Origin of the sequence: Clostridium sp. AM58-1XD (assembly GCF_003464085.1) — a bacterium.
Taxonomy (GTDB): Bacteria; Bacillota; Clostridia; order Lachnospirales; family Lachnospiraceae; genus Lachnoclostridium_A.
In genome coordinates this window covers 122,321-146,532 of the sequence record NZ_QSDR01000004.1, presented here as the reverse complement: position 1 = coordinate 146,532, position 24,212 = coordinate 122,321, and the positions used below count along the sequence as shown (strand labels likewise).

The following is a 24,212-nucleotide window of genomic DNA, read 5'->3' as shown; positions in this document are numbered from 1 at the left end:
TAACGGCAGATGTGCACTTACAGAGAGCGCGGGAAGGTGGAAGCCGCGCAGAACGCAGTTTGTCAAATGGACCACGGAGGGCATGGTCAAAGGCCGTATCGGCTGAGTATTCCATGACGTAAGGCATGCGTTATTTGCCGGGAATATGTCAGTATTCTAAAAGTGTGTGGTAATTACCACAAAGCAAGGTGGCACCACGGGCATTGTTCATATTTTGTTTTTTCATTTATGACTTACAGGCTCGTCCTTGGCAGAAGTTTATTCTGCCTTGGGCGGGCCTTTTTTGCTTTCCAGGAAAGACCTTGTTCTTATAAAGTGCCTGATTGAAGGCGGTGACCTGACTTTGGAACGGGCAGGTGATCGCTTCCTAGAAAGTAAAAAACGCTCCGCTGAGGCGCAGGGTCTGACCCAGCGTAGTGCGGCCTCGCACGCAGCGAGGTCACTACGGCGGAAGGGAATTTAAGCCGCTGATGAATACACAAATACGGCATATGGATACGGTTTTGAGAAAGGAGCAGTTATGGCAAATATTCGTCCTTCGATAGAGGAATTTAACGGTTTTACAAGGGAGGGAAAGTATTCGGTAGTCCCGGTGAGCCGGGAAATCTTTTCGGATATCAGAACCCCGATGGAGGTTCTCAACATTTTGAAGCAGGTCAGCAGGCACGTCTATCTCCTGGAGAGCATGGAGGATTCGGAAAAATGGGGCCGCTATACATTCCTGGGATTTGAACCGGCGCTGGAATTCGTATGTGAGAACGGGAATATCAGGATCACGGCAGGCACCGTGCTGGAGATAGAGTCAGGTAGCCCAAAACAGTATATCCGCCACATTCTGGATGAGAACAGGAGCCCGAAGATTTCTTATCTGCCGCCGTTTACAGGAGGACTTGTCGGATATTTCTCCTATGACTACATCAAGTACAGTGAACCTTCCCTCTGCCTGGAAGGAGAGGATGAAGAACATTTTAAAGACGTAGACCTGATGCTTTTTGACAAGGTGATTGCATTTGACAACTTCCGCCAGAAAATCGTTCTGATCGCCAATGCAAAGGTATCAGAAGGAGAAGCAGGATACAGAAAAGCAGTTATGGAACTGGAATCCATGGGAAACTTGTTGCAGAAGACAGAGCCGAAGAAAGTAGAATCCGGCCGGAAGACGACGGAAATCAGGCCCTTGTTCAATAAAGTAGAGTACTGCAGGATGGTGGAGAAGGCGAAGCATTACATCTATGAAGGAGATATTTTCCAGGTGGTGCTTTCTAACCGACTGGAAGCGGAATTTGAAGGGAGCCTAATGAATACATACAGAATTCTTAGGACCACCAATCCTTCCCCGTACATGTTCTATTTTTCCAGCGACGATCTGGAAATCGCAGGTGCTTCTCCAGAAACACTCGTTAAGGTTATAGACGGAACGGTCCATACATTCCCGCTGGCGGGAACGAGGCCGAGAGGAAAGACGGAGGAAGAGGACCTACTGCTGGAAAGAGAGCTGCTGGCGGATGAGAAGGAACTGGCGGAACACAATATGCTGGTAGATCTGGGACGGAATGACCTGGGAAAAATCAGCAGCTTCGGAAGCGTAACGGTGGATAAATACATGGAGATACAGCGTTTTTCCCATGTCATGCACATTGGCTCCACCGTAAAGGGAGAGCTGAAAGAAGGCAAGACGGCGCTGGACGGAGTGAGCGCCGTACTGCCGGCAGGAACCCTTTCCGGAGCGCCGAAGATCAGAGCGTGTGAGATCATTCAGGAGCTGGAGCAGAACAAGAGAGGAATTTATGGGGGAGCCGTAGGGTATCTGGATTTTACGGGAAATATGGACCTTTGTATCGCCATCCGGCTGGCCTATAAAAAAAATAATAAAGTATTCGTCCGCTCAGGAGCAGGAATCGTTGCAGACAGCGTGGCGGAGAATGAATTTGAAGAGTGTATGAACAAAGCGAGGGCCGTTCTGAACGCGCTGGACCTGGCAGAGGAGGGAGAAGGACTATGATTTTACTGATCGATAATTATGACAGCTTTTCCTATAACCTGTATCAGCTGACAGGGTCCCTGAACCCTGATATCCGGGTGATCCGCAATGACGAGATGACGGTAGAGGAGATCGGAGAACTGAATCCGGAAGCCATCATTCTTTCACCGGGGCCGGGAAGGCCGGAAGGCGCCGGCTGCTGTATGGATGTAGTGAAGAAACTGGGAAATAAAATCCCGATCCTTGGTATCTGCCTTGGACACCAGGCAATCTGCGAAGCTTTTGGCGGAACCGTATCTTATGCAAAGAAGCTGATGCACGGAAAACAGTCGATCGTGACAGCAGTGGGAACAGAACAGGAGAAAAGCCTCTTATTGAAAGGGCTTCCGGAACAGTTTCCGGCTGCCAGATACCATTCCCTCGCAGCGGTGGAAGAAAGCCTTCCGAAAGAACTGAAGGTGACGGCACGGGCAGATGACGGAGAGATTATGGCGGTGCAGCATGAGTCATACCATATATATGGCCTGCAGTTTCACCCGGAATCAATCCTGACACCAGATGGAAAGAAAATGATAGAAAATTTTTTGGAGGTAGTGAAACATGATTAAGGAAGCAATTGCAGCCCTTGCAAAGGGAGAACATTTATCATACGAAGAAGCAGAAAAGGTTATGGATGAGATTATGAGCGGAGAAGCTACTCCGGTGCAGATGAGCGCGTTTCTCGTTGCCATGAGCATGAAGGGAGAGACGATTGAAGAGATCACAGCATGTGCAGCAGGCATGAGAAAACACTGTATCCGCCTTCTTCATGAAATGGATGTACTGGAAATCGTAGGCACGGGCGGGGACGGAGCGAATTCCTTCAATATTTCTACCGTATCTTCCCTGGTGATCTCAGCAGCGGGCGTTCCCGTAGCAAAGCACGGCAACAGAGCTGCTTCCAGCAAGTGCGGGGCGGCCGATGTGCTGGAAGCTCTCGGCGTAAATATTGTGGTTCCGCCTGAGAAAAGCCGGGAAATCCTGGAGAAAATCAACCTCTGTTTCCTGTTTGCCCAGAACTATCACATCGCCATGAAATATGTGGCTCCTGTGAGAAAAGAACTGAGCATTCGGACGATTTTCAATATCCTTGGACCGCTGGTGAACCCGGCCGGAGCCAATATGGAGCTTCTGGGAGTCTATGATGAATCTCTGGTGGTTCCGCTGGCAAAGGTGCTTAAAAATCTGGGGGTCAGAAATGCCATGGTGGTTTACGGCCAGGACAGTCTGGATGAGATTTCCATGAGCGCGCCTACAACCGTCTGTGAGGTAAGGGACGGAGAACTGAAATCATACGTGATCATGCCGGAGCAGTTCGGATTCAGCCGATGTGACAAGAAGGAACTGGAAGGCGGAACGCCGGAGGAAAACGCGGCAATCGCAAGAGCAATTCTAAGAGGAGAAAAGGGTCCTAAGAGGGATGCGGTTATCCTGAACTCGGCAGCAGCCCTTTACATCGCTAAAAAGGTAAATACGCTGGAAGAGGGAATCCGCCTTGCTGCGGAAACGATTGATTCCGGCCTGGCAGAGAAGCAGCTGACAGCCTTCATAAACCTTTCCAACAGCCGGGAGGAAGACTGATGATACTGGATGAAATAGCTGAGAGCACGCGAAAACGGGTAGAAGAACAGAAAAAGACCATAACTCCTGAAGAAATGGTCAAAATGGCGCTAGAAGCTTCAGGTCGGGATAAACGGGAGAAGTTTCTGTTTGAAAAGGCATTGAAAAAGCCAGGAATTTCCTTTATCTGCGAAGTTAAAAAGGCTTCTCCGTCCAAGGGGCTGATAGCGGAACATTTTCCATATCTGGAGATCGCAAAAGAATATGAAGCGGCAGGAGCGGATGCCATATCCGTCCTGACGGAGCCGGAATTTTTCCTGGGAGACAGCAGATATCTGAAGGAGATTGCAGAGACAGTAGAGATTCCGGTTCTCAGAAAGGACTTTACTGTCGACGAGTATCAGATATTTGAGGCAAAAGTCCTCGGAGCGTCGGCAGTCCTGCTGATTTGCGCCCTCTTGGACGAGGAGCGGTTGAAACGGTACAGAAAGATCGCTGAGAGCCTGGGAATGTCGGCTCTGGTGGAAGCGCATACGGAAGAGGAAGCGGAAATGGCCGTTCGTTCCGGAGCCAGGATCGTGGGGGTCAACAACAGGAATTTAAAGACATTTCACGTAGATAATGAGATCAGCACCAGATTGAGAAGACTGATTCCGCCGGAGCTGGTCTTCGTATCGGAAAGCGGAGTCCAGGGAAGGGACGATGTAAAAGCGGCCGAACAGTCTGGGGCCGACGCAGTGCTGATGGGGGAAATCCTCATGAGAAGCAGGGACAAAAAAAAGATGATCATGGTTCTGAAAGGAGAAGGTCAGGAACAGTGAGCACGAAGATTAAAATCTGCGGGCTGACCAGAGAAGAAGATATTGAAGCGGTCAACGAATTTCTGCCGGATTACATCGGATTTATATTTGCACAGAAAAGCAGAAGGTATGTAACACCTGGAAAGGCGGCATCGCTGGCGGCTCAAACCGCCCCCCAGATTCGCCGGGCAGGCGTGTTCGTCCGAGCAGAGATTTCGTTTATCATGGAAATTCTCGGTGCGGGAATCATTGACGTGGTACAGCTGCACGGTCAGGAAGAGGATTCATACGTAGAGAGCCTGAAACAGGCAGCCGCTTCTATCTCCCTGCAGAACAGCGGAAGAAAAATAGAAATCGTTCAGGCATTTCCCGTCCTGTCGGAAGAAGACGTCAGAAGAGCTGAGAGCAGCCGGGCGGACTATATTCTTCTGGACCAGGGGCCGGGCGGTACGGGAGTCTGCTTTGACTGGAAGATGGCAGAACATGTCTCGCGGCCGTTTTTTCTGGCTGGTGGGCTGAACCAGGATAATGTTGTGGAAGCAATTGAGCGGACGTCTCCGTATGCAGTGGATTTAAGTAGCGGCGTGGAGACGGACGGATTGAAGGATAAAGTGAAAATAGAAACGATAATCAGGAGGATTCGAAATGGAAAAGGGCAGATACGGTATCCACGGAGGACAGTATATACCGGAAACGCTGATGAATGAGATCATTCATCTGGAAGAAGCGTATGAACATTATAAAAACGATCCGGAATTCAACAGGGAACTGGATTTTCTTTTGAAAGAATATGCGGGTAGACCGTCTCTTCTGTACTATGCAGAGAAGATGACGAAAGATCTGGGAGGAGCAAAAATCTATCTGAAAAGGGAAGATTTAAACCATACAGGTTCCCACAAGATCAATAATGTGCTCGGTCAGGCGCTGCTGGCGAAGAAAATGGGAAAGACGAGAATCATCGCCGAGACAGGAGCAGGACAGCATGGCGTTGCTACGGCTACTGCAGCAGCTCTCCTGGGAATGGAGTGTGAAATTTTCATGGGAAAAGAGGATACGGACCGTCAGGCCCTCAATGTTTTCCGCATGGAACTTCTGGGAGCCAAGGTCCATCCTGTCACGAGCGGAACGATGACCTTAAAAGATGCGGTGAACGAAACCATGAGAGAATGGGCGACCAGAGTTCATGATACCCATTACGTGCTTGGTTCCGTCATGGGACCTCATCCTTTTCCGATGATCGTCCGGGATTTCCAGAGCGTGATCAGCAAAGAGGCCAGAGAGCAGATTCTGGAGAAGGAAGGAAAGCTTCCGGATGCAGTCGTTGCATGTGTAGGCGGCGGAAGTAATGCCATGGGAACCTTCTACAATTTTATTCCGGATGAATCTGTAAAGCTCATTGGATGCGAAGCAGCCGGACACGGCGTGGATACGGATCAGCATGCGGCAACGATTGCCAAGGGAAAGCTTGGCGTCTTCCACGGCATGAAATCTTATTTCTGTCAGGATGAACATGGACAGATCGCGCCTGTATATTCGATTTCTGCTGGCCTGGACTATCCGGGAATCGGGCCGGAACACGCATATCTTCACGATTCCGGCAGAGCCGAATACGTTCCGGTAAGGGATGACGAGGCGGTAGAAGCCTTTGAATATCTGGCGAGGACAGAGGGAATTATCTGTGCGATCGAGAGCGCCCATGCTGTTGCGCATGTGATGAAAATCGCTCCAAAAATGAAAAAAGACCAGATTATTATCATCTGCCTGTCCGGGCGCGGTGATAAAGATGTTGCGGCTATTGCAAGATACAGGGGGGTAAATCTCTATGAGTAAAATTAAAAATGCATTTGAAAATGGTAAAGCGTTTATTGGATTTCTGACCGCAGGCGATCCGTCGATGGAGATGACGGAAAAGCTGATTCTTGCCATGGATGAGGCGGGCGCGATCTGGTTGAGATCGGTATTCCATTTTCCGATCCGATTGCGGAAGGCGTAGTCATTCAGGAGGCGAATATCAGGCGCTGGCAGCAGGGGCGACGACGGATAAGGTATTTGATATGGTTTGCTCTCTGCGGAAAAAAAGCCAGGTACCTCTCGTATTTCTGACCTATTTGAACCCTGTATTTTTCTATGGTTATGACCGGTTTTTTGCCAGGTGTCAGGAGGTGGGCGTAGACGGGATTATTATTCCCGACCTTCCGTATGAAGAAAAGAGAGAAGTGTCTGATGTGGCCTCTCAGTACGGGGTGGATGTCATCTCTATGATCGCGCCGACGTCGGAACAGAGGATTAAGAAAATCGCTTCCGAAGCGGCCGGTTTTTTATACGTAGTATCCTCTATGGGTGTGACTGGCGTGCGGTCGGAAATCAAGACCGATCTGCCGTCCATACTGGCGGCAGTGAAGGAAGCTTCCAGCGTACCGGCAGCCGTGGGATTCGGAATCAGCACGCCGGAACAGGCAGAGAAGATCGCCGGTATGTGCGACGGAGTCATCGTGGGAAGCGCCATTGTAAAACTGATCGAAAAGTACGGCTGCGATGCAGAAGAACCGGTGCGTGAATATGTGAGGAAAATGAAGGCGGCTACTTGTGCAAACTCCCCTGAAAAGCTATAATGATATCTAGTAACTGAGGGTAGCGCAAAATTAAATGCGGGCATGTCTCCGATACCAGATTCCGTTCCGAGGCAGTGGCCAAGTCACTTTATCTGGTATCGGAGACATGCGTTTTACTTTTATGCAGTGCCCTGAGTGACGATATCTGAAAAGATGGAGAGAAGGAGAGGGGTACATATGGTTTACGATTCGATTAGAAAACTGGTACAATATGGCCTGAATACAGGATTGATTAAGCAGAAAGATGCAGTTTATTCCAGAAATATGATTCTGGATGTTCTTGGAATGAATGAATATGAGGAGCAGGAGCGGGAACCTGCGGCAGACGGGACGATCGATCTGGAAGAAATTCTGGAGGAGCTGACGGATTATGCTCACGAGTCAGGCGTACTGTCTGAGGACAGCATCGTATACCGGGATTTGTTTGATACAAAGCTGATGAACTGCCTGATGCCCAGGCCAAGCGAGGTGGCGGAAACATTCTGGAATATTTACAGGGAAAAGTCGCCGGAGGCAGCTACGGAATATTATTACAAGCTCAGCCAGGACTCCAATTATATCCGCCGCGGCAGAATTAAAAAGGATATGAAATGGGTGACCAGCACAAAATATGGTGATCTCGACATTACGATCAACCTCTCCAAGCCGGAAAAAGACCCCAAGGCGATTGCGGCAGCAAAGCTGATGAAGCAGAGCGGATATCCGAAATGCCAGCTTTGTATGGAAAATGAAGGATATGCAGGAAGAGCCGATCACCCGGCCAGAAACAACCACAGGATTATCCCCATAACGGTGAACAGCAGTGAATGGGGGTTCCAGTACTCTCCATACGTATACTACAATGAGCACTGCATCGTATTTAACGGAAAGCACGTGCCGATGAAAATTGACAGGGCGGCATTTGTAAAGCTGTTCGACTTTGTAAAACAGTTTCCCCACTATTTCCTCGGTTCCAATGCGGACCTTCCGATCGTCGGAGGCTCCATTCTGACCCATGACCATTTTCAGGGAGGTCATTATACATTTGCCATGGCAAAGGCTCCTATGGAAGAAAAAATTATATTTCCTGGCTTTGAACAGGTAGAGGCGGGAATTGTCAAATGGCCGATGTCCGTAATCCGTACGAGGTGCCGGGAGACAAAACCGCTGATCGAGCTGGGGGAACAGATTCTGAATATATGGCGTGGATATACAGATGAAGCAGCATTTATATACGCAGAGACGGAGGGAGAACCTCACAATACCATCACGCCGATCGCCAGAAAGAATGGTGAAATGTATGAGCTGGATCTGGTGCTCAGAAATAATATTACGACAGATGAATGTCCGCTTGGCGTATACCATCCACATCAGGAGCTTCACCATATTAAAAAAGAGAATATCGGCCTGATTGAAGTGATGGGACTTGCAGTTCTGCCATCCAGACTAAAGGATGAGCTGGCAGAGCTGGGCGAGTATATTCTGGATGGAAAAGATATCAGAAGCAATACAGAACTGGAAAAACACGCCGACTGGGTAGAAGAATTCCTGCCAAAATATGAGACGGTTACGAGAGAGAACATCGACGGAATTATGAGGGAGGAAGTGGGCCTCGTATTCGAGAGGGTATTGGAAGACGCTGGCGTTTACAAATGCACACCAAAAGGCAGAGAAGCATTTGGCCGTTTCATAAAGGAAGTCAGCGGCAGGCTATAATCGAAACCGCAGGCGAAGCCAGCTGCAGAACGGTATTATAATAAGAAGAAACACAGCAGACCAGCTATGAATCACAACTGCTGGGCTGTAGTCTTATCACAAATATTCCTGTTTGAAATTGTCGTATGAATGCTGTATAGTGTGGATGACAAGAAAGAGCAGGAGAGTGTGATGGAAACCAATAAAAGCAGCAGCTGGCTGAGAGAGATACAAAGTTACGGGATGATTACTATGAGCATGGTGCTTATGGTTGTAGGGGTTTATTTCTTTAAATTTCCCAATAATTTTTCTTTTGGAGGCGTAACCGGCTTCGCCTCGGTTGTAAGCCGGATGACGGGATGGTCTGCCGGAGATTTTACGACAGCGGCCAACATGGTGCTGCTTCTTATGGGATTTTTCCTCGTAGGAAAGAGCTTCGGGGTAAAGACGGTATATGCAACGCTCCTCATGTCGGTTCTTCTGAAAGTTTTTGAAAAGGCGTATCCCATGCATGGTCCGATGACTGGAGAGCCGCTGCTGGAACTGATATTTGCCATCCTTCTTCCGGCAGTCAGTTCAGCGATTCTGTTCCATATCGGTGCTTCCAGCGGAGGTACGGACATTATCGCAATGGCGCTTAAAAAATATACGAGCCTTCCCATTGGAACGGTGCTTCTCTTTGTGGACGCCCTGGCTGTCGCCGCCTCCTTTTTCGTTTTTGGTCCGGCTACAGGCCTGTTTTCCACCCTTGGCCTCATGGCGAAATCCCTTCTTATTGACAGAGTGATTGAGAGCATGAACCGGTGCAAATGCTTTAATATCGTGTGTGACAATCCGGAACCGATCTGCGGTTACATTATCCATGAGCTGCACAGGAGCGCTACGGTATATGAGGCGCAGGGAGCATTTTCCCATCATAAAAAGGCGGTAATTATGACTACGATGAAGGGATCCCAGGCTGTAAAACTGAGAAACTTTATCCGAGGCGTAGAGCCGGAAGCATTTATTCAGATATCCAATTCAAGTGAGATTATAGGAAAAGGGTTCCTGGCGTGGTAGTCCGGGGACCTTTTCATTTAGGAGGAACTTATGTGGTATACATCGTATTATCAGCACCGCTGGGAAGGCTTTTACTGGCAAGTGACGGAACGGCTCTTACAGGACTATGGATAGAAGGGCAGAAATACTATTGCAGCAGGCCGTCAGACATAGATGAAATGAAGGTAAAGGACGACCTGCCCGTTTTTTCCAATACAAAAGGCTGGTTGGACCGCTATTTTTCCGGAAAGAAACCGTGTGTATCGGAACTGACTCTTGCTCCGTGCGGAAGCGATTTTCGAAAGGCAGTCTGGGACATACTCTGCGAAATCCCATATGGTCAGGTGATTACGTATGGCGATATCGCCAGGCAGATGGCTGAGAAGATGAACAGAGAGCGGATGTCAGGACAGGCTGTGGGCGGAGCGGTGAGCCATAATCCGATCTCTATTATTATTCCGTGTCACAGGGTCGTAGGGACGAATGGAAGCCTGACCGGATATGCCGGCGGAATCGACCGGAAAATAAAGCTGCTGGAACTGGAAGGGGCGGATCTGTCCTGCCTATTCATACCATCCAAGGGAACGGCGCTTTGAATGAAAAAAGGGAACGATGCAGCCTGCCCCAGACCCATGAGTCCGGTTTGCGGAAATTTTTACTTTCCAGGAAAGACCTTGTGAAAATCCTTCCGGGGAGGGATTCTTTTTTTACATGTACTGAACAGCGGTCTTGTGTCATAGGATAAAAGAGAACAGGCTGCACTGAAACAGAGGGGAAACAGCTTGTAAATTCGTGAGGAAAGGGCGGAAAAGTGGAGAAAATATATATAAAATAGAAAAAATAAAATTAGCAAATTGTAAGTTTTTTCATAATTCCGTAATGAAATCGTTATTGAATGGCACAGTTGATTGATGTATACTTGGAAAGAAATAGTTGAATTAGCATCTAAACGGAAATAGCTGATGATGCAAGTATCACCAGCCATGAAAGTCGATTGCTCCGCGCTTTGCGCACCTGCAATCGCTGCCGGTATTCGTAAACCAGGCGATTGATCGCCCTGCTTACATATACTGGTTTGCCCATCCGATGTCCATATGTCTGTGCATGCAAGCATTGTGCGGATCCATGGCCGCCGTCCGGGACTTTCAAAGAAAAATATGGGAGGCAGACAGGAATGCAGAAAAAAAATAAGATACTGAGGGCAGCTGGTTTGCTCTGTGCAGCAGCTCTGTGCCTGGCAGGTGCGAAGGCAGGATGGACGGGCGGCAGCACGGAAATTGTTGCACAGGCGGCTGCCGATATCAGGACGACGGCAGCAATTACGTCCTGTACGATTGCTTCAGATAAGAATACAATTCAGATTAAGGCAGACAGCAACGGCGACATGAATGCGACGGATGGAAAATTTTATTTGTTTGAACTGAAACCGTACGAGAGCGGGATTGGTTCCAGACGTGATTTTCTCGCAACAGCAGGCGGCGGAAATTCAATGTCGTTTCAGACCACTCTGGATTACGGACAGGAGAGCGATAAGCTTTACAGCAGTTTCGTTGTAGCCGTATATGACGGTACACAGTTTATTACGGTCAGTGAGCCGCACTACATTACAAATCCCGAAATTATGGCGAAGAATCAGGCGGAGTTCAAGGACCCATCTACCAAAAAGGGACTGAATATTGAACTTTCCATGCTGTCCGATGCCTTTGACCTGGGTGTCAAGCATGTTGGTACGAATATCGCATTTCACCAGATTCTGGGTGAAGGGATTGATTTTACATATGACGGAAAGACTTATCATTTTAATAAAGGCGTAATCGAAGATTATGACAGGACGATCAGCGCTCTTTCCGGAAAAGGCATGACGGTAACGGCCATTATTCTGAATGGATGGAATGACGCTACACCGGACTTGATCTATCCCGGGACCAAGAAGTCGTCCAACGCCTTTTATTACCTCTTCAATGCGGCGACGGAAAAGGGATTTGACCAGACAAGGGCCATTATCGCATTTCTCGCTGACCGGTATGACGGTTCCAATCCGAATTATGGAAAGATTTCCAACTGGATCGTGGGAAATGAAATTAACAACCAGCAGTGGAATTATACGGGGGAATGGGATCTGACCAGCTATGTGAAGGCTTATCAGAAGGCATTCCGCGTATTTTACACGGCGATTAAGAGTACCAGCGCCAACGACAGGGTATATTTCTCACTGGACTATAACTGGAACAATCCGCAGGAAAAGGATGGAAAGCTGAAGTACGGCGGAAAGGAAATTGTGGATTCCTTCAATTCCATCGCCAACGACTGGGGACAGATTGATTGGGGTCTTGCATACCATCCGTATCCGTGTCCTATGACGGAACCGGAGTTCTGGGACGATGACAAGACTGGGCTGATTACAAATGATTTTAATTCCCCTGTGATCAACTTTAAGAATCTGGGTATACTGACGCAGTATTTCGAACAGACCGCTTTAAGAGCGCGTTCCGGAAATGTACGCCATATCATTTTGACTGAGCAGGGATTCACGGGTGTGGACGCGGCAAGAGGAGATATCCAGAATATCCAGGCAGCTGCATTTGCATATTCCTATTATCTGGTAGACAGCAATCCTTACATTGATGCGTACATTCTGAGCCGTCAGATCGACGCTCCTTCAGAGCGCAAGCTGAACCTTGGCTTTGGCCTTTGGGAATGTGACATGAACCAGCCAAACCAGATTGTGCCTACAAAGCGCAGAAAGATCTGGCAGGTCTTCCGGGATATTGATAAAAAGAAAGATACTCTGGAAGCTTCCGAATTCGCGAAGTCGATTATCGGAATCAACAAGTGGAGCGATGTAGTGCCGAATTTCAGGTGGAGAGCTCTCGAAAAATAAATACGGAATCAACATAATGATATAAAAAGACCATCTTTTGTCCGGCGGCTGTTGTGCCGCCGTTCAAAGGATGGTCTTTTTGCAGCAGCCTGACTGTAGAGAAAGAAAAAAGTCAGGCGCCGCGATTCATTTGATATCCGTTAATTCCATTCGACTACAAGGGCAGGAGCAGTATCAGGAGAATAACGGAAGCTGACATGGTCGCCGGAATTCAGGAACGGAAGCTTTTCGTTTACGGTAACAGGGGCGGTGTAGACTGTGGTGTCGCCTGTAAGGGTGAAATAATAACAGGTATTTCCGGAAACGACGACATCTCTGATCTCATCCAGCGTACCGCTCACTTCCTGGATATCTGAAGTTTCCCCCGTCTCCACCTCTTCCACGTTCAAGGTAGTGCGGTAAGCGCGTTTTGCTTCATCAATTGTCTGACCGGTGCCCACGATCTGATACTGCTCAACATCAACGAAGGCATACATCTTGACAAGGCCTGCATCGTCTTTCAGCGAGATGAAATAAGTCGGCCGGTTGGATACGTTCAGCAGGAGCGGGAAGGTAGCAATATATTTTAAATGCTGCACCTGACCCTGTGCCGATTCCATGGCAGAATATTCGGTTGCACCTGGGACGGTATAGAACCTGGTGTCTTTCGTTCTCAAATTGACGAGAACAAAGCCGATGTTGGACTGATCTGCAGTCACAGAGGACATGCCCGTATAAAGGTATACATCGTCGTCGATGGCAAGATAGTTGTATCCGTAAGTGGTACGGCGCACATTTCTCTGGCCGAACATGGAGTTGAAATAGCCGTTCTGGAATTTGCCGTTGTCATCCAGCTGCGTGATGATCAGGCTGATGTATAGAGCTGGTCGATCCACTGCGGAACCTCGTCTTTCGGATAGTACTGGCTTTCTCCGGTAACTGCATTGACGAGAACCGCACCGTTAATATCCTTGCCGTCCCACCAGCCGACACGGTAAGTGATGGTCGGTGCAACCCAGTAAGGCACGCCGTTGTCGTCGATTTCGAAAGAGACCGTATCGAACATCTTGGTTGGGTAGGAGAAACGAAGATAGCGGTAGATATTGCGAAAAAAGTATTCGCCGGGAGAGTATTTCATTCCTGATTCCAGCCACACCAGATTTGTTTCCTGAGTAACCATGTCCACCGTAATGTACGCCGGAAGGCCTTTCTTCATATTAAAAAACCATTTGATCGGATCGGCATATGTCAGCGGTGTGACGCGATACGGAGAACCTTTATAGTTGATCTGTGTATAGTTGCTTTCAATTTCAAACTGAGAAACCAGTTCGGTCATTTCACCCAGTTTCCTGTTGCCCAGGCGGAAAGCCGTATCTCTGTCTACCACGGGGATCTGGGACATGCTCAGCTCTGAAATATCCGAAGTAAAATCACCGTCGCTAATCGTAATCAGGTCTCTGTACCGGGAAGCATTAAACAGCTTGATTCCGAAGAGGGAAACGATGAATGAAAATGCTGCCAGGATCAGGATCAGAGCAAGTCCGTATTTGATCGGTTTTGCAATGGCGGCACGATCGGTCGTACCGGATGACTTTTCAAAGGTAAAGCGGCCGGTAACAGGATCTCTGGATGCCCGCATACCGCCATGACCGAGCCCTTCCAGAAAGTTTTTCACATAAGTGAGGAAATTGACCACCAGGATGATCAGTATACTGATTATCAAAAAGGTGATGAATTTCCTGTCCCTCAGATTCAGTGCAGGCAGAGTTGTATAAAACACCAGGAAAATCAACACTGCTGATACGAGAATCCGAAGCAGGACAGATGATATTTTTTTGTTTTTCATTTAGCAGCCTCCTGTGCAAATATTAACGTTTATTGTATCATTATTTCCCATTTACATCAAGGAATTCCTTGGGAACACCAGGAATGCAGTGAATTAAAAAGCAAATGTGAAATCAAAATGTTAAAAATGTAAGAAAGTTGTAGTATTTAGAAAAAGAAAATTATGGTATAATGTGCACGTAAGCATCGAGCCGGGCTGGATTATACGGGAAAGTATTTGCGTCATGCTTGCATGTAAGCAAATACTTTCCCGCATAATCCAATTGGGCGACAGCCCGTGACCGAAATGAAGCGAAGCGGAATTGAGGTCACAGCCCGTGGAGGGAAGCGACAGTCCGTGACCGAGGGAAGCGAAGCGGAGCCTCGGTCAAAGCCCGTGGAGGGAAGCGATAGTCCGTAACCGAGGGAAGCGAAGCGGAGCCTCGGTCACAGCCCGTCGAAAAAAGCGCCAGCCCCCCGGCCGGAATTACATAACGAAACAATTTGAATGTCAGGAGATTTTGCGGATGAGAAAGTTTAAGATACTTGCAGCAGTAACTTTGTGTTTGACACTGGCGATGGGGCCGGCAGCGTATGCTCAGCCGACACCTGACAGTAATGGTATGGTTATAGACAGCACCGGCCCTTCCGGTGAAGATCTGGACGAGCCGGATGAAGAGGCCCCTGGTTTAGCCGCCGGAGGGAATCAGAGTCCTTCCCAGCCGTCGGGGACCGGGACAGATTCCGCCACTGCGGCGAACGGCAGCGTGTCAGGAACGGTTGCTCAACCGACAATCCAGTCGGAGGGGGCCGTACTTATGGATGCCGCTACAGGAACCGTTTTGTATGGAAAAAATGAAAATACGCAGTTTTATCCGGCCAGCATTACGAAGCTGATGACAGGGCTTCTGGTAGTGGAAAACTGCAGTCTGGATGATAAAGTTACTTTTTCCAAATCGGCTACAACGAATCTGGAATCAGGAGCGTAACGCTGAACCTGACAGAGGGCGATGTGCTGAGCGTGAACGATTGTCTTTACGCACTGCTTCTGAAGTCTGCCAATGAGGTGGCAAACGGACTGGCGGAAAAGGTATCTGGAAGTGTAAGTGCATTTGCAGATAAAATGAATGCAAGGGCGAAAGAGCTGGGATGTAAAAATACTCATTTTGTCAATCCCAACGGACTGAACAGCACGGAACACTACACGACGCCATATGATATGGCTCTGATCGCCAGGGCTGCATTTTCCAACGATACTTTGAGAAAGATTGATTCCACGCTCAGCCATAAGATTCCTGCTACAAAGAAGGTAAATCAGGAACGGACAGTTACAATGGGCCATAAGATGTTCTATTCTACGGATTCCAGATATTATCCGGGAATTATCGGAGGAAAGACGGGATACACTTCCAAAGCCGGCAATACCCTTGTAACAGGTGTAGAACGGGACGGCGTAAGGCTGATTGCAGTTGTTATGAAGAGCAAGGGAACTCATTATGCGGATACAAAAGCCCTTTTGGATTACGGCTTTGCAAACCGTGATAAACTCCTGGCTGCTGGCGGACAGCCGTCCGTCGGCGGTCCGTCTAATCCAAATCCGTCAGGAAGTGAAGGAACGAACAGCAGCGCGCCCACAGCAGCAGCGCAGTCGGGAAGCTGGCTGGTCGAAGGAGAAAACCGTTACTACATAAAAGAAGACGGTACAAAGGCGGCAGGAGAGTGGATGGAAATTGGAGGAGAGGAGTACTGGTTCGATGCAAATGCTGTAATGGCTACGGGATGGCGCCAGTTCACCAACGGCGACTGGTACTATTTCGGCACAAATGGCGCAATGGTAAAGGATCAGTGGGTACAGAACACAGGCAAATGGTTTTATCTTGGAAAGAGCGGAACGATGCTTAAGAATACCACGACTCCGGACGGCTATGAGGTAGGAGAAAACGGAGCCAGAAAGTAAGAAATGCTGGTATAAAATCCCTGTATTGTGGAACATTAACCATGAATGGAAAATACAATACAGGAGGTATAATATATGGCAGACTTTAGAAGCAGTGAGACAGCTAAAAATCTGATGCGTGCATTTGCTGGCGAAAGTCAGGCGAGAAACCGTTATACTTTTGCGGCATCTATGGCAAAGAAAGAGAAGCTTCCGGTTATCGAGGCGGTATTTCAGTTTACAGCAGGTCAGGAGAAGGAGCATGCAGAGATTTTCTACAACTACCTTTCAGAGATGGCCGGAGAGACAATTCATATTGACGGAGGATATCCGGTGGATATTTATCCTCAGACACTGGATTTGTTAAAGGCAGCAAGACATAACGAATATGAAGAGCATGATGTGGTTTACAGCCAGTTTTCAGAAATCGCAAGACAGGAGGGATTCGCGCAGATCAGCAATACCTTCCATATGATTGCTGAAATAGAAAAGGTTCATGGCGACCGTTTTCAGCTGTTTGCCGATTATATCGAGCAGGATAAACTGTTTGTTTCCGATGTGGAAACAGGATGGATGTGTTTAAACTGCGGATACGTCTTTACGGGAACAAGGGCTCCAGGCGTCTGCCCGGTGTGCAGCCATGAACAGGGATATTTTATCCGCCTGGAACTGGCGCCCTATGTAAAATAGGAAAAAATAAAAATAGCTTAAAAGCAGCCGGCAGGGACATGGAGGATTTCCTCATCTCTGCCGTTTTGCATCTGTCGGCGGAACATATTGCGGAATATATATCAAGGATTGCCACGCCTTTTGATATAAGGTATATTTAAGATCAGGGCAGAACGGAACAATCCGTATGTAAAATATCAATGAGAGAAGGCAGAGAGGTTAATGATTAAAATACTGTTTGTTGCTCCTTATACGGAGTCAATTCCTTCCATACAAAATATTATATCCGGAATCAATTATCCTGCGGACGTTTCATTCGATGTCATCCACGTAAAAGGGGAAATTGTAAAGAGCAGCGAAAATTGGGATGCGGATATTGTAATAGCCAGAGGGCTGGGCTACCATCTCCTGAAAGAAAAACAGCGGCATTTCCAGGTGATATCCATAGGCGTTACCGGTTACGACCTGATGAAAGTAGTGCAAAGGTGCGTAGAAACATACCACCCGAAGCGGATCGGGCTGTTTTTAGCTGAAAATATCTATTCGGACATCCGTTTTATCAGCGATATTTTCCACGTGGATATCGTAAGAGTTTCGATTACGAGCGATAAAGAAGTAGAGGAAATGTATGAAAAACTGCGAAGGGATAAGGCGTGCGACGCGATCATCGGAGGAATGACGGTTCTGCGTTTTGCCAGAGGGATCAATTTCCCTTTATGCGCCTTCAGACAGGGGAGGAGGCCGTAAAACTTGCCATCGGGGAAGCTCTGATTGCGGTAGAAGCCATGAAACATGAAAAGCGCAGAAATGAGCTGGTCAATACAATGGTGGAATCGATAGAAGGCGGTATTATAGCTGTGGACTCTCAATGGGGCGTGTACGCCATGAATGAAATATGTGCAAAGATGTTCCACGTTCAAAGAAACAATGTACTGGGAATGAAAGCGGCTGATTTTCTGCCTCCTGCAGTATTGGAAAACCCTTCATCTAAAAACGAAGAACTGATCGTTAAACAGGGAAAAAGGCAGATATTGGTAAGTAAAAAGCCTTTTATGGTAGACGGCAGCCAGGAAGGATCGATTATTACATTTCAGTATGTAGACAGGATTCAGAATACCGAGATCAGCGTCAGAAAAAAATTAAACAGCAAAGGGCTGGTAGCAAAATACAATTTTTCCGACATTATCGGAACAAGCGAAGCGCTTCTTAAAACGATTCATTATGCCAAAAAATTTGCGCTGACGGAGAGCGATGTCCTGATTACCGGGGAGAGCGGGACGGGAAAGGAATTGTTCGCTCAGAGTATACATAATTACAGCAATCGTTTCCAGCAGCCTTTTGTGGCATTTAATTGCGCGGCAATTTCTGAAAACCTGATTGAGAGCGAATTGTTTGGATATGTGGACGGCGCCTTTACAGGAGCGGCAAAGGGGGGAAAGACGGGGCTGTTTGAACTGGCTCACAAGGGCACGCTGTTTATGGATGAAATCGGAGAGCTGCCGCTGCCCCTGCAGGCCAAGCTTCTTCGGGTGCTTCAGGAAAAAGAAGTCAGAAGAATCGGAGACGACAGGATGATTCCCATTGACGTGAGGATTATTGCGGCCACAAACGTCAATCTTCAGGATAGGGCCAGGTCAGGTGAGTTCAGGGAAGACCTGTATTACAGACTGGATATACTGAACCTTCAGATTCCGCCTCTGCGAGAGAGGAAGCAGGATATTCGAATGTTGGCAGAGAACTTTATCACGAAATCAGATGAATCAGGAAAAACAGTACTTGGCAGAGAGGCATTAAAGAAACTGGAAGACTACTCCTGGCCGGGCAATATCAGACAACTCAGGAATATATGCGAACGCCTTTGCGTGCTGGGCGGCGGACGGGAAATTGACGGCCTCGATACAGAGCATGTGATGGGGCGTTTGTTCGAGACTTTAAGCCCGGTGGATGGTGAAATACATGACGGAAATGATACAAAGGAGAAGCCGGCGGCAGTAACGGGTATCCATGGCGAAAACCTGACTGAGGAGGAGCAGGCAATCGCAATGATAGTGCAAAAGAAAAAAACAAAGGCGGAGCTGGCAAAAGCTCTCGGCATGAGCAGAAGCACACTTTGGAGAAAACTGAAGGAAAGCCAAGGCAAGACATAAATAATTCACTGCAAAACAAAATCAAAACAGAAATGACACAAATGTAAAACAAAAATAAAACAAAATTGAGTTCGAAATAAGACAAAAGTAAAATAATAGGCTGAGATGATCCGTAATTACCTTGCTGCGCGGAAAGTCTCAGCCTTTTACTTTATGGAAAATAAAGCATTTGCGTCTAAAAAACTGTGATTTTAATATGCAAAAACTGTTTTTAAATAAATTATGACAAATTGGCACAGGATTTGCTTTATTAAATGTTATAGTGTTGAGGTCAACGGATTTATGACTTCATGATACCGGCGGATTGCGGTATCTTATGATAATTATAAAATAATGATAAGGTATGAGGTGCTTGAGTTGAATAGACAAAAGGAAAATAAAGAATTAAAGAGGGCCTGGTGGAAAGAATCGGTTGTATATCAGATTTATCCCAGAAGCTTTATGGATAGCAATGGAGACGGTATAGGAGACATACCGGGAATCATTTCAAAGCTGGATTATCTGAAAGAGCTGGGTATCGACGTAATCTGGCTGTCTCCCGTGTATCAGTCTCCCAACGCCGACAACGGTTATGATATCAGTGATTACCGGCAGATTATGAAGGAATTTGGAACCCTGGAAGATTTGGAGCGTCTTATTGACGAGGCTCATAAGCGGTCGATAAAATTAATTATGGACCTGGTAGTAAACCACACGTCTGACGAACATCCCTGGTTTGCAGAGGCGAGAAGCTCAAGGGACAGCCCTTTCAGGGATTACTATATTTGGAAGGACGGGATTCCGGGGACCCTGCCCAATAACTGGGAGTCTCATTTTTCCGGAAGCGCATGGGAGTATGACGAAGCATCGGGGCAGTATTATCTTCATATTTTTTCTACAAAACAGCCAGATTTGAACTGGGAGAATCCTGATGTGAGGAAAGAAGTCATGGAAATTGCCAGATACTGGCTGGATAAAAAGATTGACGGCTTTCGGATGGATACGATAAACTTTATCTCCAAGGTTCCCGGATTTCCCAGCGTACCGGATGCAGAAGGGCTGGTGCGGGGTCATGATTACTATATGAATGGTCCAAAGGTACATGATTACCTGAAAGAATTAAACCGGGAAGTCCTGTCACACTATGATATTATGACTGTAGGGGAAACTCCCAATGTTACGCCGCAGATGGCTTTGGAGTACGTCGGAGAGGACAGGGGAGAACTGAATATGGTATTTCAGTTTGAACATGTGAATGTGGACAGCGGCAAGAGAAATAAGTGGGACATTGTCCCCTGGGATTTAAAAAAGTTTAAGTCAATCATAGTAAAATGGCAGAAAGACATCTACGGAAAAGGATGGAACAGCCTATATCTGTCCAACCATGATCAGCCAAGGAGCGTGTCGCGGTTTGGAAATGACGGCGTCTATCACGATGAAAGCGCAAAAATGCTGGCGACCATGATCCACACCCTTCAGGGAACGCCTTATATCTATCAGGGCGAAGAACTGGGGATGACGAATGTGAAATTTCCGGATATTACATATTACAAGGATATACAGATACTAAACCTTTACAGGGACATGACGGAAAAAGGTTTTCAACCGGAAGAGATTATGAGGAGAATCTATTATAGAGGGAGAGATAACGCCAGAACTCCGATGCAGTGGAACAGCAGAAAAAACGCAGGCTTTTCAGAGGGAACGCCATGGTTATCGGTGAATCCTAATTATAGGGAAATCAATGCGGAGGACGAGATGCGGGATTCCGGCTCCGTACTGAGGTACTATCAAAAACTGATACGCCTGCGCAAAGAATACAAGATCATTGTATATGGAGACTTTAAGGAGTATGAAGCGGAGAGCGAAGAGGTCTTTGTGTATGAAAGAAATTATCAGGGGCAGAAACTTCTTGTTGTTCTGAATTTTAAGGATAAGACGCCGGAATTAGAGAACAGGACAGGAAGACTTCTGGATGAAGCGGAGATACTGATATCCAATTATCCCGCCGTCTGCCGGGAGGAGAAGATTTTGTTAAGGCCCTATGAAGCGAGAGTATATTACTGGAAGAATCAGGAGGAGAAGGGATGAAAAAAATAAGCTGCCGTTTCTGGATGGGAATTGCTACGTTGGCGATGGCAATTGTGTGGATATATCTTGGAATCAGCAAATACGGACTTTGGAAAGAGGGAGACGGCCCGCTGTCAGGTTTTTTTCCGGTTGTTGTCGCCGTAGTACTGGCCTGTGCCAGCATTTTTACGATCAGGCAGAGTTTTAAAGAAGAGGCTCCTGTATTTGAAAAACAGGCCATTTATGTGATAGCCGGGATCTGCTTCGTTCTGGCCGGAACATGGCTGGTCGGTCTGCTTCCCGTACTGCTGATTTTTTATATCGGCTGGCTGGCTTTGATTGAGCGGATGCCGGTAAAGACGATCATAATTGCCACAGTTGTGATGACGGCCATCGTCTACGGAACATTCGCAGTGTGGCTGAAGGTTCCGTTTCCGGAAGGACTATTATTTGAAATGATATAACGAGGAGGTGGTATCAATGGATTCTTTAACGTTACTGTTTCAGGGATTTGGCGTGGCGCTTCAGGCGAATAATATTGGAGCCGCGCTGTTAGGAGCGGTACTCGGCCTGATCGTTGGGGCTATGCCAGGAATCGGTTCCCTGGCCGGATGCGCCCTGCTGCTTCCGCTGACATTTAAATTCAATCCGGTCACGGCCATTATTATGCTGGGAGCAATTTACTATGCCAATATGTTCGGCGGAGCGTTCAGTGCTATATTGATTAACATTCCGGGTGACGCCCCGGCGGTCATGACGGCTCTGGACGGATATCCTCTGGCCAGGAAGGGTTATCCGGGAAAGGCGTTGTTTGCGGCCAATATGGCTTCTTTTATGGGCGGTTTGATCGGTATGGTAATCCTGGTATTTATCGGACCGGCGCTGGCGAAGTTCGGTTTGAATTTCGGCCCTTCCGAGATGTCTGCCATGATGCTTGTAGCCATGACTTCGATCAGCTGGCTGGTAGGGGAAAATCCCCTAAAAGGGATTGTTTCTACCTGTATTGGGATTATGATCGCCACCATGGGAATTGACATTGTATCCGGCACAATCCGGTACGATTTCGGAAATGAATACCTTTTGGGAGGGATTAATTTTATCCCCCTTGTAATCGGATTCGTAGGGATGGCTCAGGTTTTTGATCTGGCGGTTGCAGACAGGAGTAAAAAAGCAGATGATTCCATGGCGAAAAATCTTACATTGAGGGGAAGCCTCCTTTCGGCCAAAGAGATGAAACGAATTCTTCCTCCGGTTTTGCGGTCGGGATTTTTGGGAACTTTTATAGGATTTCTGCCGGGAGCAGGAGCTACGACCGGTTCCTTTCTGGGATATGCCTTACAGAAAAAGTTTTTTAAAAATGAAGTGCCTCTTGGAGAAGGAGCAGTCGAGGGGATTGCCGCTTCTGAAGCCGCTAATAATGCGGCGGCCGCAGGCGCCTTTGGCCCTTTGCTTTCCCTGGGGATTCCGGGAAGCGGAACGACGGCGGTACTCCTTGGAGGGCTGATGATGTGGGGATTGAATCCCGGTCCCATGCTGTTTTCCAGCGAACCGGAATTTGCCTGGGGACTGATTGCTTCTCTGTTTGTGTCGAATTTTATTGCGGTCATGATCGCCCTTGTTACGATCCCTTGGCTGATTAAGCTTCTCATGGTTCCGGTAGGAGTCATGATCCCGTCTATCATTACAATCTGTTTCGTCGGCTCATATGCCACGAGTAACTCCATGTTCGGAGTTATTATCATGATAGCCGGAGGGATATTAGGATATTTGTTTAAAAAAATGGATTATCCCGTAGCGCCGCTGCTTCTCTCCTTTATTCTGTCGTCTACGCTGGAAACGAATATCAGGAGGACAATGATCATTACACAGGGAAGCCTGGGAATTTTCTTCCGCCGCCCCATCAGTTTGGTGCTGATGATCATATTTTTCATTATTATAGGCGTACCGCTGGTTAAATCAATCATGAAAAAAGTTAAAAAAATATAATTTAGGAGGAAATTTATTATGACAAAGAAAGTATACTTATGTGTGGCGGCGATGGTGCTGTCAATGGGGCTTACGGCATGCCAAAGCCAGGGGACGAAGGGTACGGAACAAACTGCTGGAAGTGGAAAACAGGAAACACAGGCGGAAAAGGCAGAGGAATTTAAGCTCAGTGGCAATGTGGATTTTCTCGTAAGCTCAAAGGCCGGCGGGGGAAGCGATATCTTTACGAGAACGATCACCGATATTGCAAGCGCTAATAAGTTGGTGGACGTGCCCTTTATTGTAAACAACCTTCAGGATGGAAACGGACAGATTTCCAGAAGGCAGGTGAGCACCGCTAAGAATGTGGATTCCACACTGCTTTGCTTCAGCGCCGGAGACCTGGCGGCCATGCTTTCCAACGGCGGACTGACGATGGAAGACTTTACTCCTGTAGCAATTCTGGCTGCGGATAAACATCTGGCATTCGTTAACACAAAGAACGAGTATAAGAGTTTTGAAGAGATTGTAGAAGCGGCGAAAAGCGGTACGAAGATCGCTGTGGGAGGAACGGCCAGCGATGAAAAAGCGGTATTTGAGCTCCTTGCCGAGGAACTGGGATTAAAGGATCAGTTTTCATACATCGTTTACGGATCGTCTTCCGAGACCATTACCGCGCTCTTAGGGGGGCATATCAATATAGGGATTGCCAAGCCGGCGGCTTCTAAGGAATATGTAGAGGCAGGAGACATTGCCCCGGTAGTTGCTTTCAGTACGGAACGGTTTGCAGCTCCTTTTGAGGAAGCGCCTACGATGGAGGAACTGGGATATAATAACGTAGAATATCCGGTATGGCGTGGCGTAATCGGTCCTAAGAATATGACTGCAAAAGGCCTGGAATACTGGAGCGGCGTGCTTAAAAAGGTATCGGAAACAGAAGAGTGGAAGACGAATTATCTGGATAAAAATCTGCTGGTAAGCCAGTTTGAAGACCCGGAAACCACGAAGCAGACGATGCTGGATACGGAAGCGACGACGTTAGAATCCATGAAATAAAA

The 24,212-nt window shown here is 47.6% G+C and carries 21 protein-coding genes and 1 pseudogene; 20 read left to right on the top strand and 2 right to left on the bottom strand.

Annotation, left to right across the window (positions count from 1 at the left end; translation table 11 throughout):
- The first annotated feature begins 520 nt into the window (after positions 1-520).
- The 11 genes and pseudogenes from trpE to DXA13_RS03500 all read left to right on the top strand — a co-directional run bounded on the left by trpE (position 521) and on the right by DXA13_RS03500 (position 12,585).
- On the top strand, positions 521-2,002 hold the full coding sequence (gene trpE, locus DXA13_RS03550) for an anthranilate synthase component I (RefSeq protein WP_118241952.1): 1,482 nt from the start codon (positions 521-523) through the stop codon (positions 2,000-2,002).
- Positions 1,999-2,589: an aminodeoxychorismate/anthranilate synthase component II gene (locus DXA13_RS03545; RefSeq protein ID WP_118241951.1), complete on the top strand. Its 591-nt coding sequence runs from the start codon at positions 1,999-2,001 to the stop codon at positions 2,587-2,589. The genes trpE and DXA13_RS03545 overlap by 4 nt, the downstream gene beginning before the upstream one ends.
- Complete coding sequence (gene trpD / locus DXA13_RS03540) at positions 2,582-3,601, top strand: anthranilate phosphoribosyltransferase (RefSeq protein WP_118241950.1); 1,020 nt, start codon at positions 2,582-2,584, stop codon at positions 3,599-3,601. Before DXA13_RS03545 ends, trpD begins: the two co-directional genes overlap by 8 nt.
- Entirely contained in the window at positions 3,601-4,401 is an 801-nt protein-coding gene (trpC, locus tag DXA13_RS03535) for an indole-3-glycerol phosphate synthase TrpC (RefSeq protein ID WP_181995513.1), read from the top strand. The genes trpD and trpC overlap by 1 nt, the downstream gene beginning before the upstream one ends.
- A complete protein-coding gene (locus DXA13_RS03530) occupies positions 4,398-5,087 on the top strand; it encodes a phosphoribosylanthranilate isomerase (RefSeq protein ID WP_118241948.1) in 690 nt (229 codons plus the stop codon). The genes trpC and DXA13_RS03530 overlap by 4 nt, the downstream gene beginning before the upstream one ends.
- Entirely contained in the window at positions 5,026-6,210 is a 1,185-nt protein-coding gene (gene trpB / locus DXA13_RS03525) for a tryptophan synthase subunit beta (protein ID WP_118241947.1), read from the top strand. The genes DXA13_RS03530 and trpB overlap by 62 nt, the downstream gene beginning before the upstream one ends.
- A pseudogene (gene trpA, locus DXA13_RS03520) lies at positions 6,203-6,992 on the top strand (tryptophan synthase subunit alpha). The gene trpB and the pseudogene trpA overlap by 8 nt, the downstream one beginning before the upstream one ends.
- 177 nt (positions 6,993-7,169) lie before the next feature.
- Positions 7,170-8,687, top strand: a complete 1,518-nt coding sequence (gene galT / locus DXA13_RS03515; RefSeq protein WP_118241946.1) for a UDP-glucose--hexose-1-phosphate uridylyltransferase — start codon at positions 7,170-7,172, stop codon at positions 8,685-8,687.
- A gap of 171 nt (positions 8,688-8,858) precedes the next feature.
- Entirely contained in the window at positions 8,859-9,725 is an 867-nt protein-coding gene (locus DXA13_RS03510) for a YitT family protein (RefSeq protein ID WP_118241945.1), read from the top strand.
- Positions 9,726-9,757: 32 nt separating this feature from the next.
- Positions 9,758-10,300: a methylated-DNA--[protein]-cysteine S-methyltransferase gene (locus DXA13_RS03505; RefSeq protein WP_243008950.1), complete on the top strand. Its 543-nt coding sequence runs from the start codon at positions 9,758-9,760 to the stop codon at positions 10,298-10,300.
- A 578-nt stretch (positions 10,301-10,878) separates the two neighbouring features.
- On the top strand, positions 10,879-12,585 hold the full coding sequence (locus DXA13_RS03500) for a DUF5722 domain-containing protein (protein WP_118241944.1): 1,707 nt from the start codon (positions 10,879-10,881) through the stop codon (positions 12,583-12,585).
- A 140-nt stretch (positions 12,586-12,725) separates the two neighbouring features.
- On the opposite strand, the gene DXA13_RS21465 is transcribed toward DXA13_RS03500, so the two are convergent.
- A complete protein-coding gene (locus tag DXA13_RS21465; RefSeq protein WP_243008949.1) occupies positions 12,726-13,460 on the bottom strand; it encodes a hypothetical protein in 735 nt (244 codons plus the stop codon).
- Positions 13,430-14,410 carry a hypothetical protein gene (locus DXA13_RS21460; RefSeq protein WP_243008948.1) on the bottom strand — a complete coding sequence of 327 codons (981 nt, stop codon included), beginning with the start codon at positions 14,408-14,410 and terminating at the stop codon, positions 13,430-13,432. The genes DXA13_RS21465 and DXA13_RS21460 overlap by 31 nt, the downstream gene beginning before the upstream one ends.
- Positions 14,411-14,915: 505 nt before the next feature.
- Here DXA13_RS21460 and DXA13_RS22735 point away from each other — a divergent pair.
- From DXA13_RS22735 to DXA13_RS03455, 9 genes are all read left to right on the top strand, one after another.
- Complete coding sequence (locus DXA13_RS22735; protein WP_347559679.1) at positions 14,916-15,377, top strand: hypothetical protein; 462 nt, start codon at positions 14,916-14,918, stop codon at positions 15,375-15,377.
- A 23-nt stretch (positions 15,378-15,400) separates the two neighbouring features.
- The gene (locus DXA13_RS03490) at positions 15,401-16,345 is read left to right on the top strand and encodes a D-alanyl-D-alanine carboxypeptidase (RefSeq protein WP_347559678.1); all 945 of its coding nucleotides are present in this window, start codon (positions 15,401-15,403) and stop codon (positions 16,343-16,345) included.
- A gap of 75 nt (positions 16,346-16,420) precedes the next feature.
- Positions 16,421-17,014 (top strand): rubrerythrin, encoded by a 594-nt coding sequence (gene rbr / locus DXA13_RS03485; RefSeq protein ID WP_118241943.1) that lies wholly within the window; start codon positions 16,421-16,423, stop codon positions 17,012-17,014.
- 201 nt (positions 17,015-17,215) lie between these two features.
- Positions 17,216-17,740, top strand: coding sequence for a PrpR N-terminal domain-containing protein (locus DXA13_RS03480; RefSeq protein WP_118241942.1), 525 nt, complete (start codon positions 17,216-17,218; stop codon positions 17,738-17,740).
- Positions 17,710-19,140 (top strand): sigma 54-interacting transcriptional regulator, encoded by a 1,431-nt coding sequence (locus DXA13_RS03475; RefSeq protein WP_118241997.1) that lies wholly within the window; start codon positions 17,710-17,712, stop codon positions 19,138-19,140. Before DXA13_RS03480 ends, DXA13_RS03475 begins: the two co-directional genes overlap by 31 nt.
- A gap of 357 nt (positions 19,141-19,497) precedes the next feature.
- A complete protein-coding gene (locus DXA13_RS03470; protein WP_278287022.1) occupies positions 19,498-21,210 on the top strand; it encodes an alpha-glucosidase in 1,713 nt (570 codons plus the stop codon).
- Positions 21,207-21,653 carry a tripartite tricarboxylate transporter TctB family protein gene (locus DXA13_RS03465; RefSeq protein WP_118241940.1) on the top strand — a complete coding sequence of 149 codons (447 nt, stop codon included), beginning with the start codon at positions 21,207-21,209 and terminating at the stop codon, positions 21,651-21,653. The genes DXA13_RS03470 and DXA13_RS03465 overlap by 4 nt, the downstream gene beginning before the upstream one ends.
- Before the next feature lie 16 nt (positions 21,654-21,669).
- Complete coding sequence (locus DXA13_RS03460; RefSeq protein WP_118241939.1) at positions 21,670-23,175, top strand: tripartite tricarboxylate transporter permease; 1,506 nt, start codon at positions 21,670-21,672, stop codon at positions 23,173-23,175.
- 18 nt (positions 23,176-23,193) lie between these two features.
- A complete protein-coding gene (locus DXA13_RS03455; RefSeq protein WP_118241938.1) occupies positions 23,194-24,210 on the top strand; it encodes a tripartite tricarboxylate transporter substrate binding protein in 1,017 nt (338 codons plus the stop codon).
- Positions 24,211-24,212 lie beyond the last annotated feature (2 nt).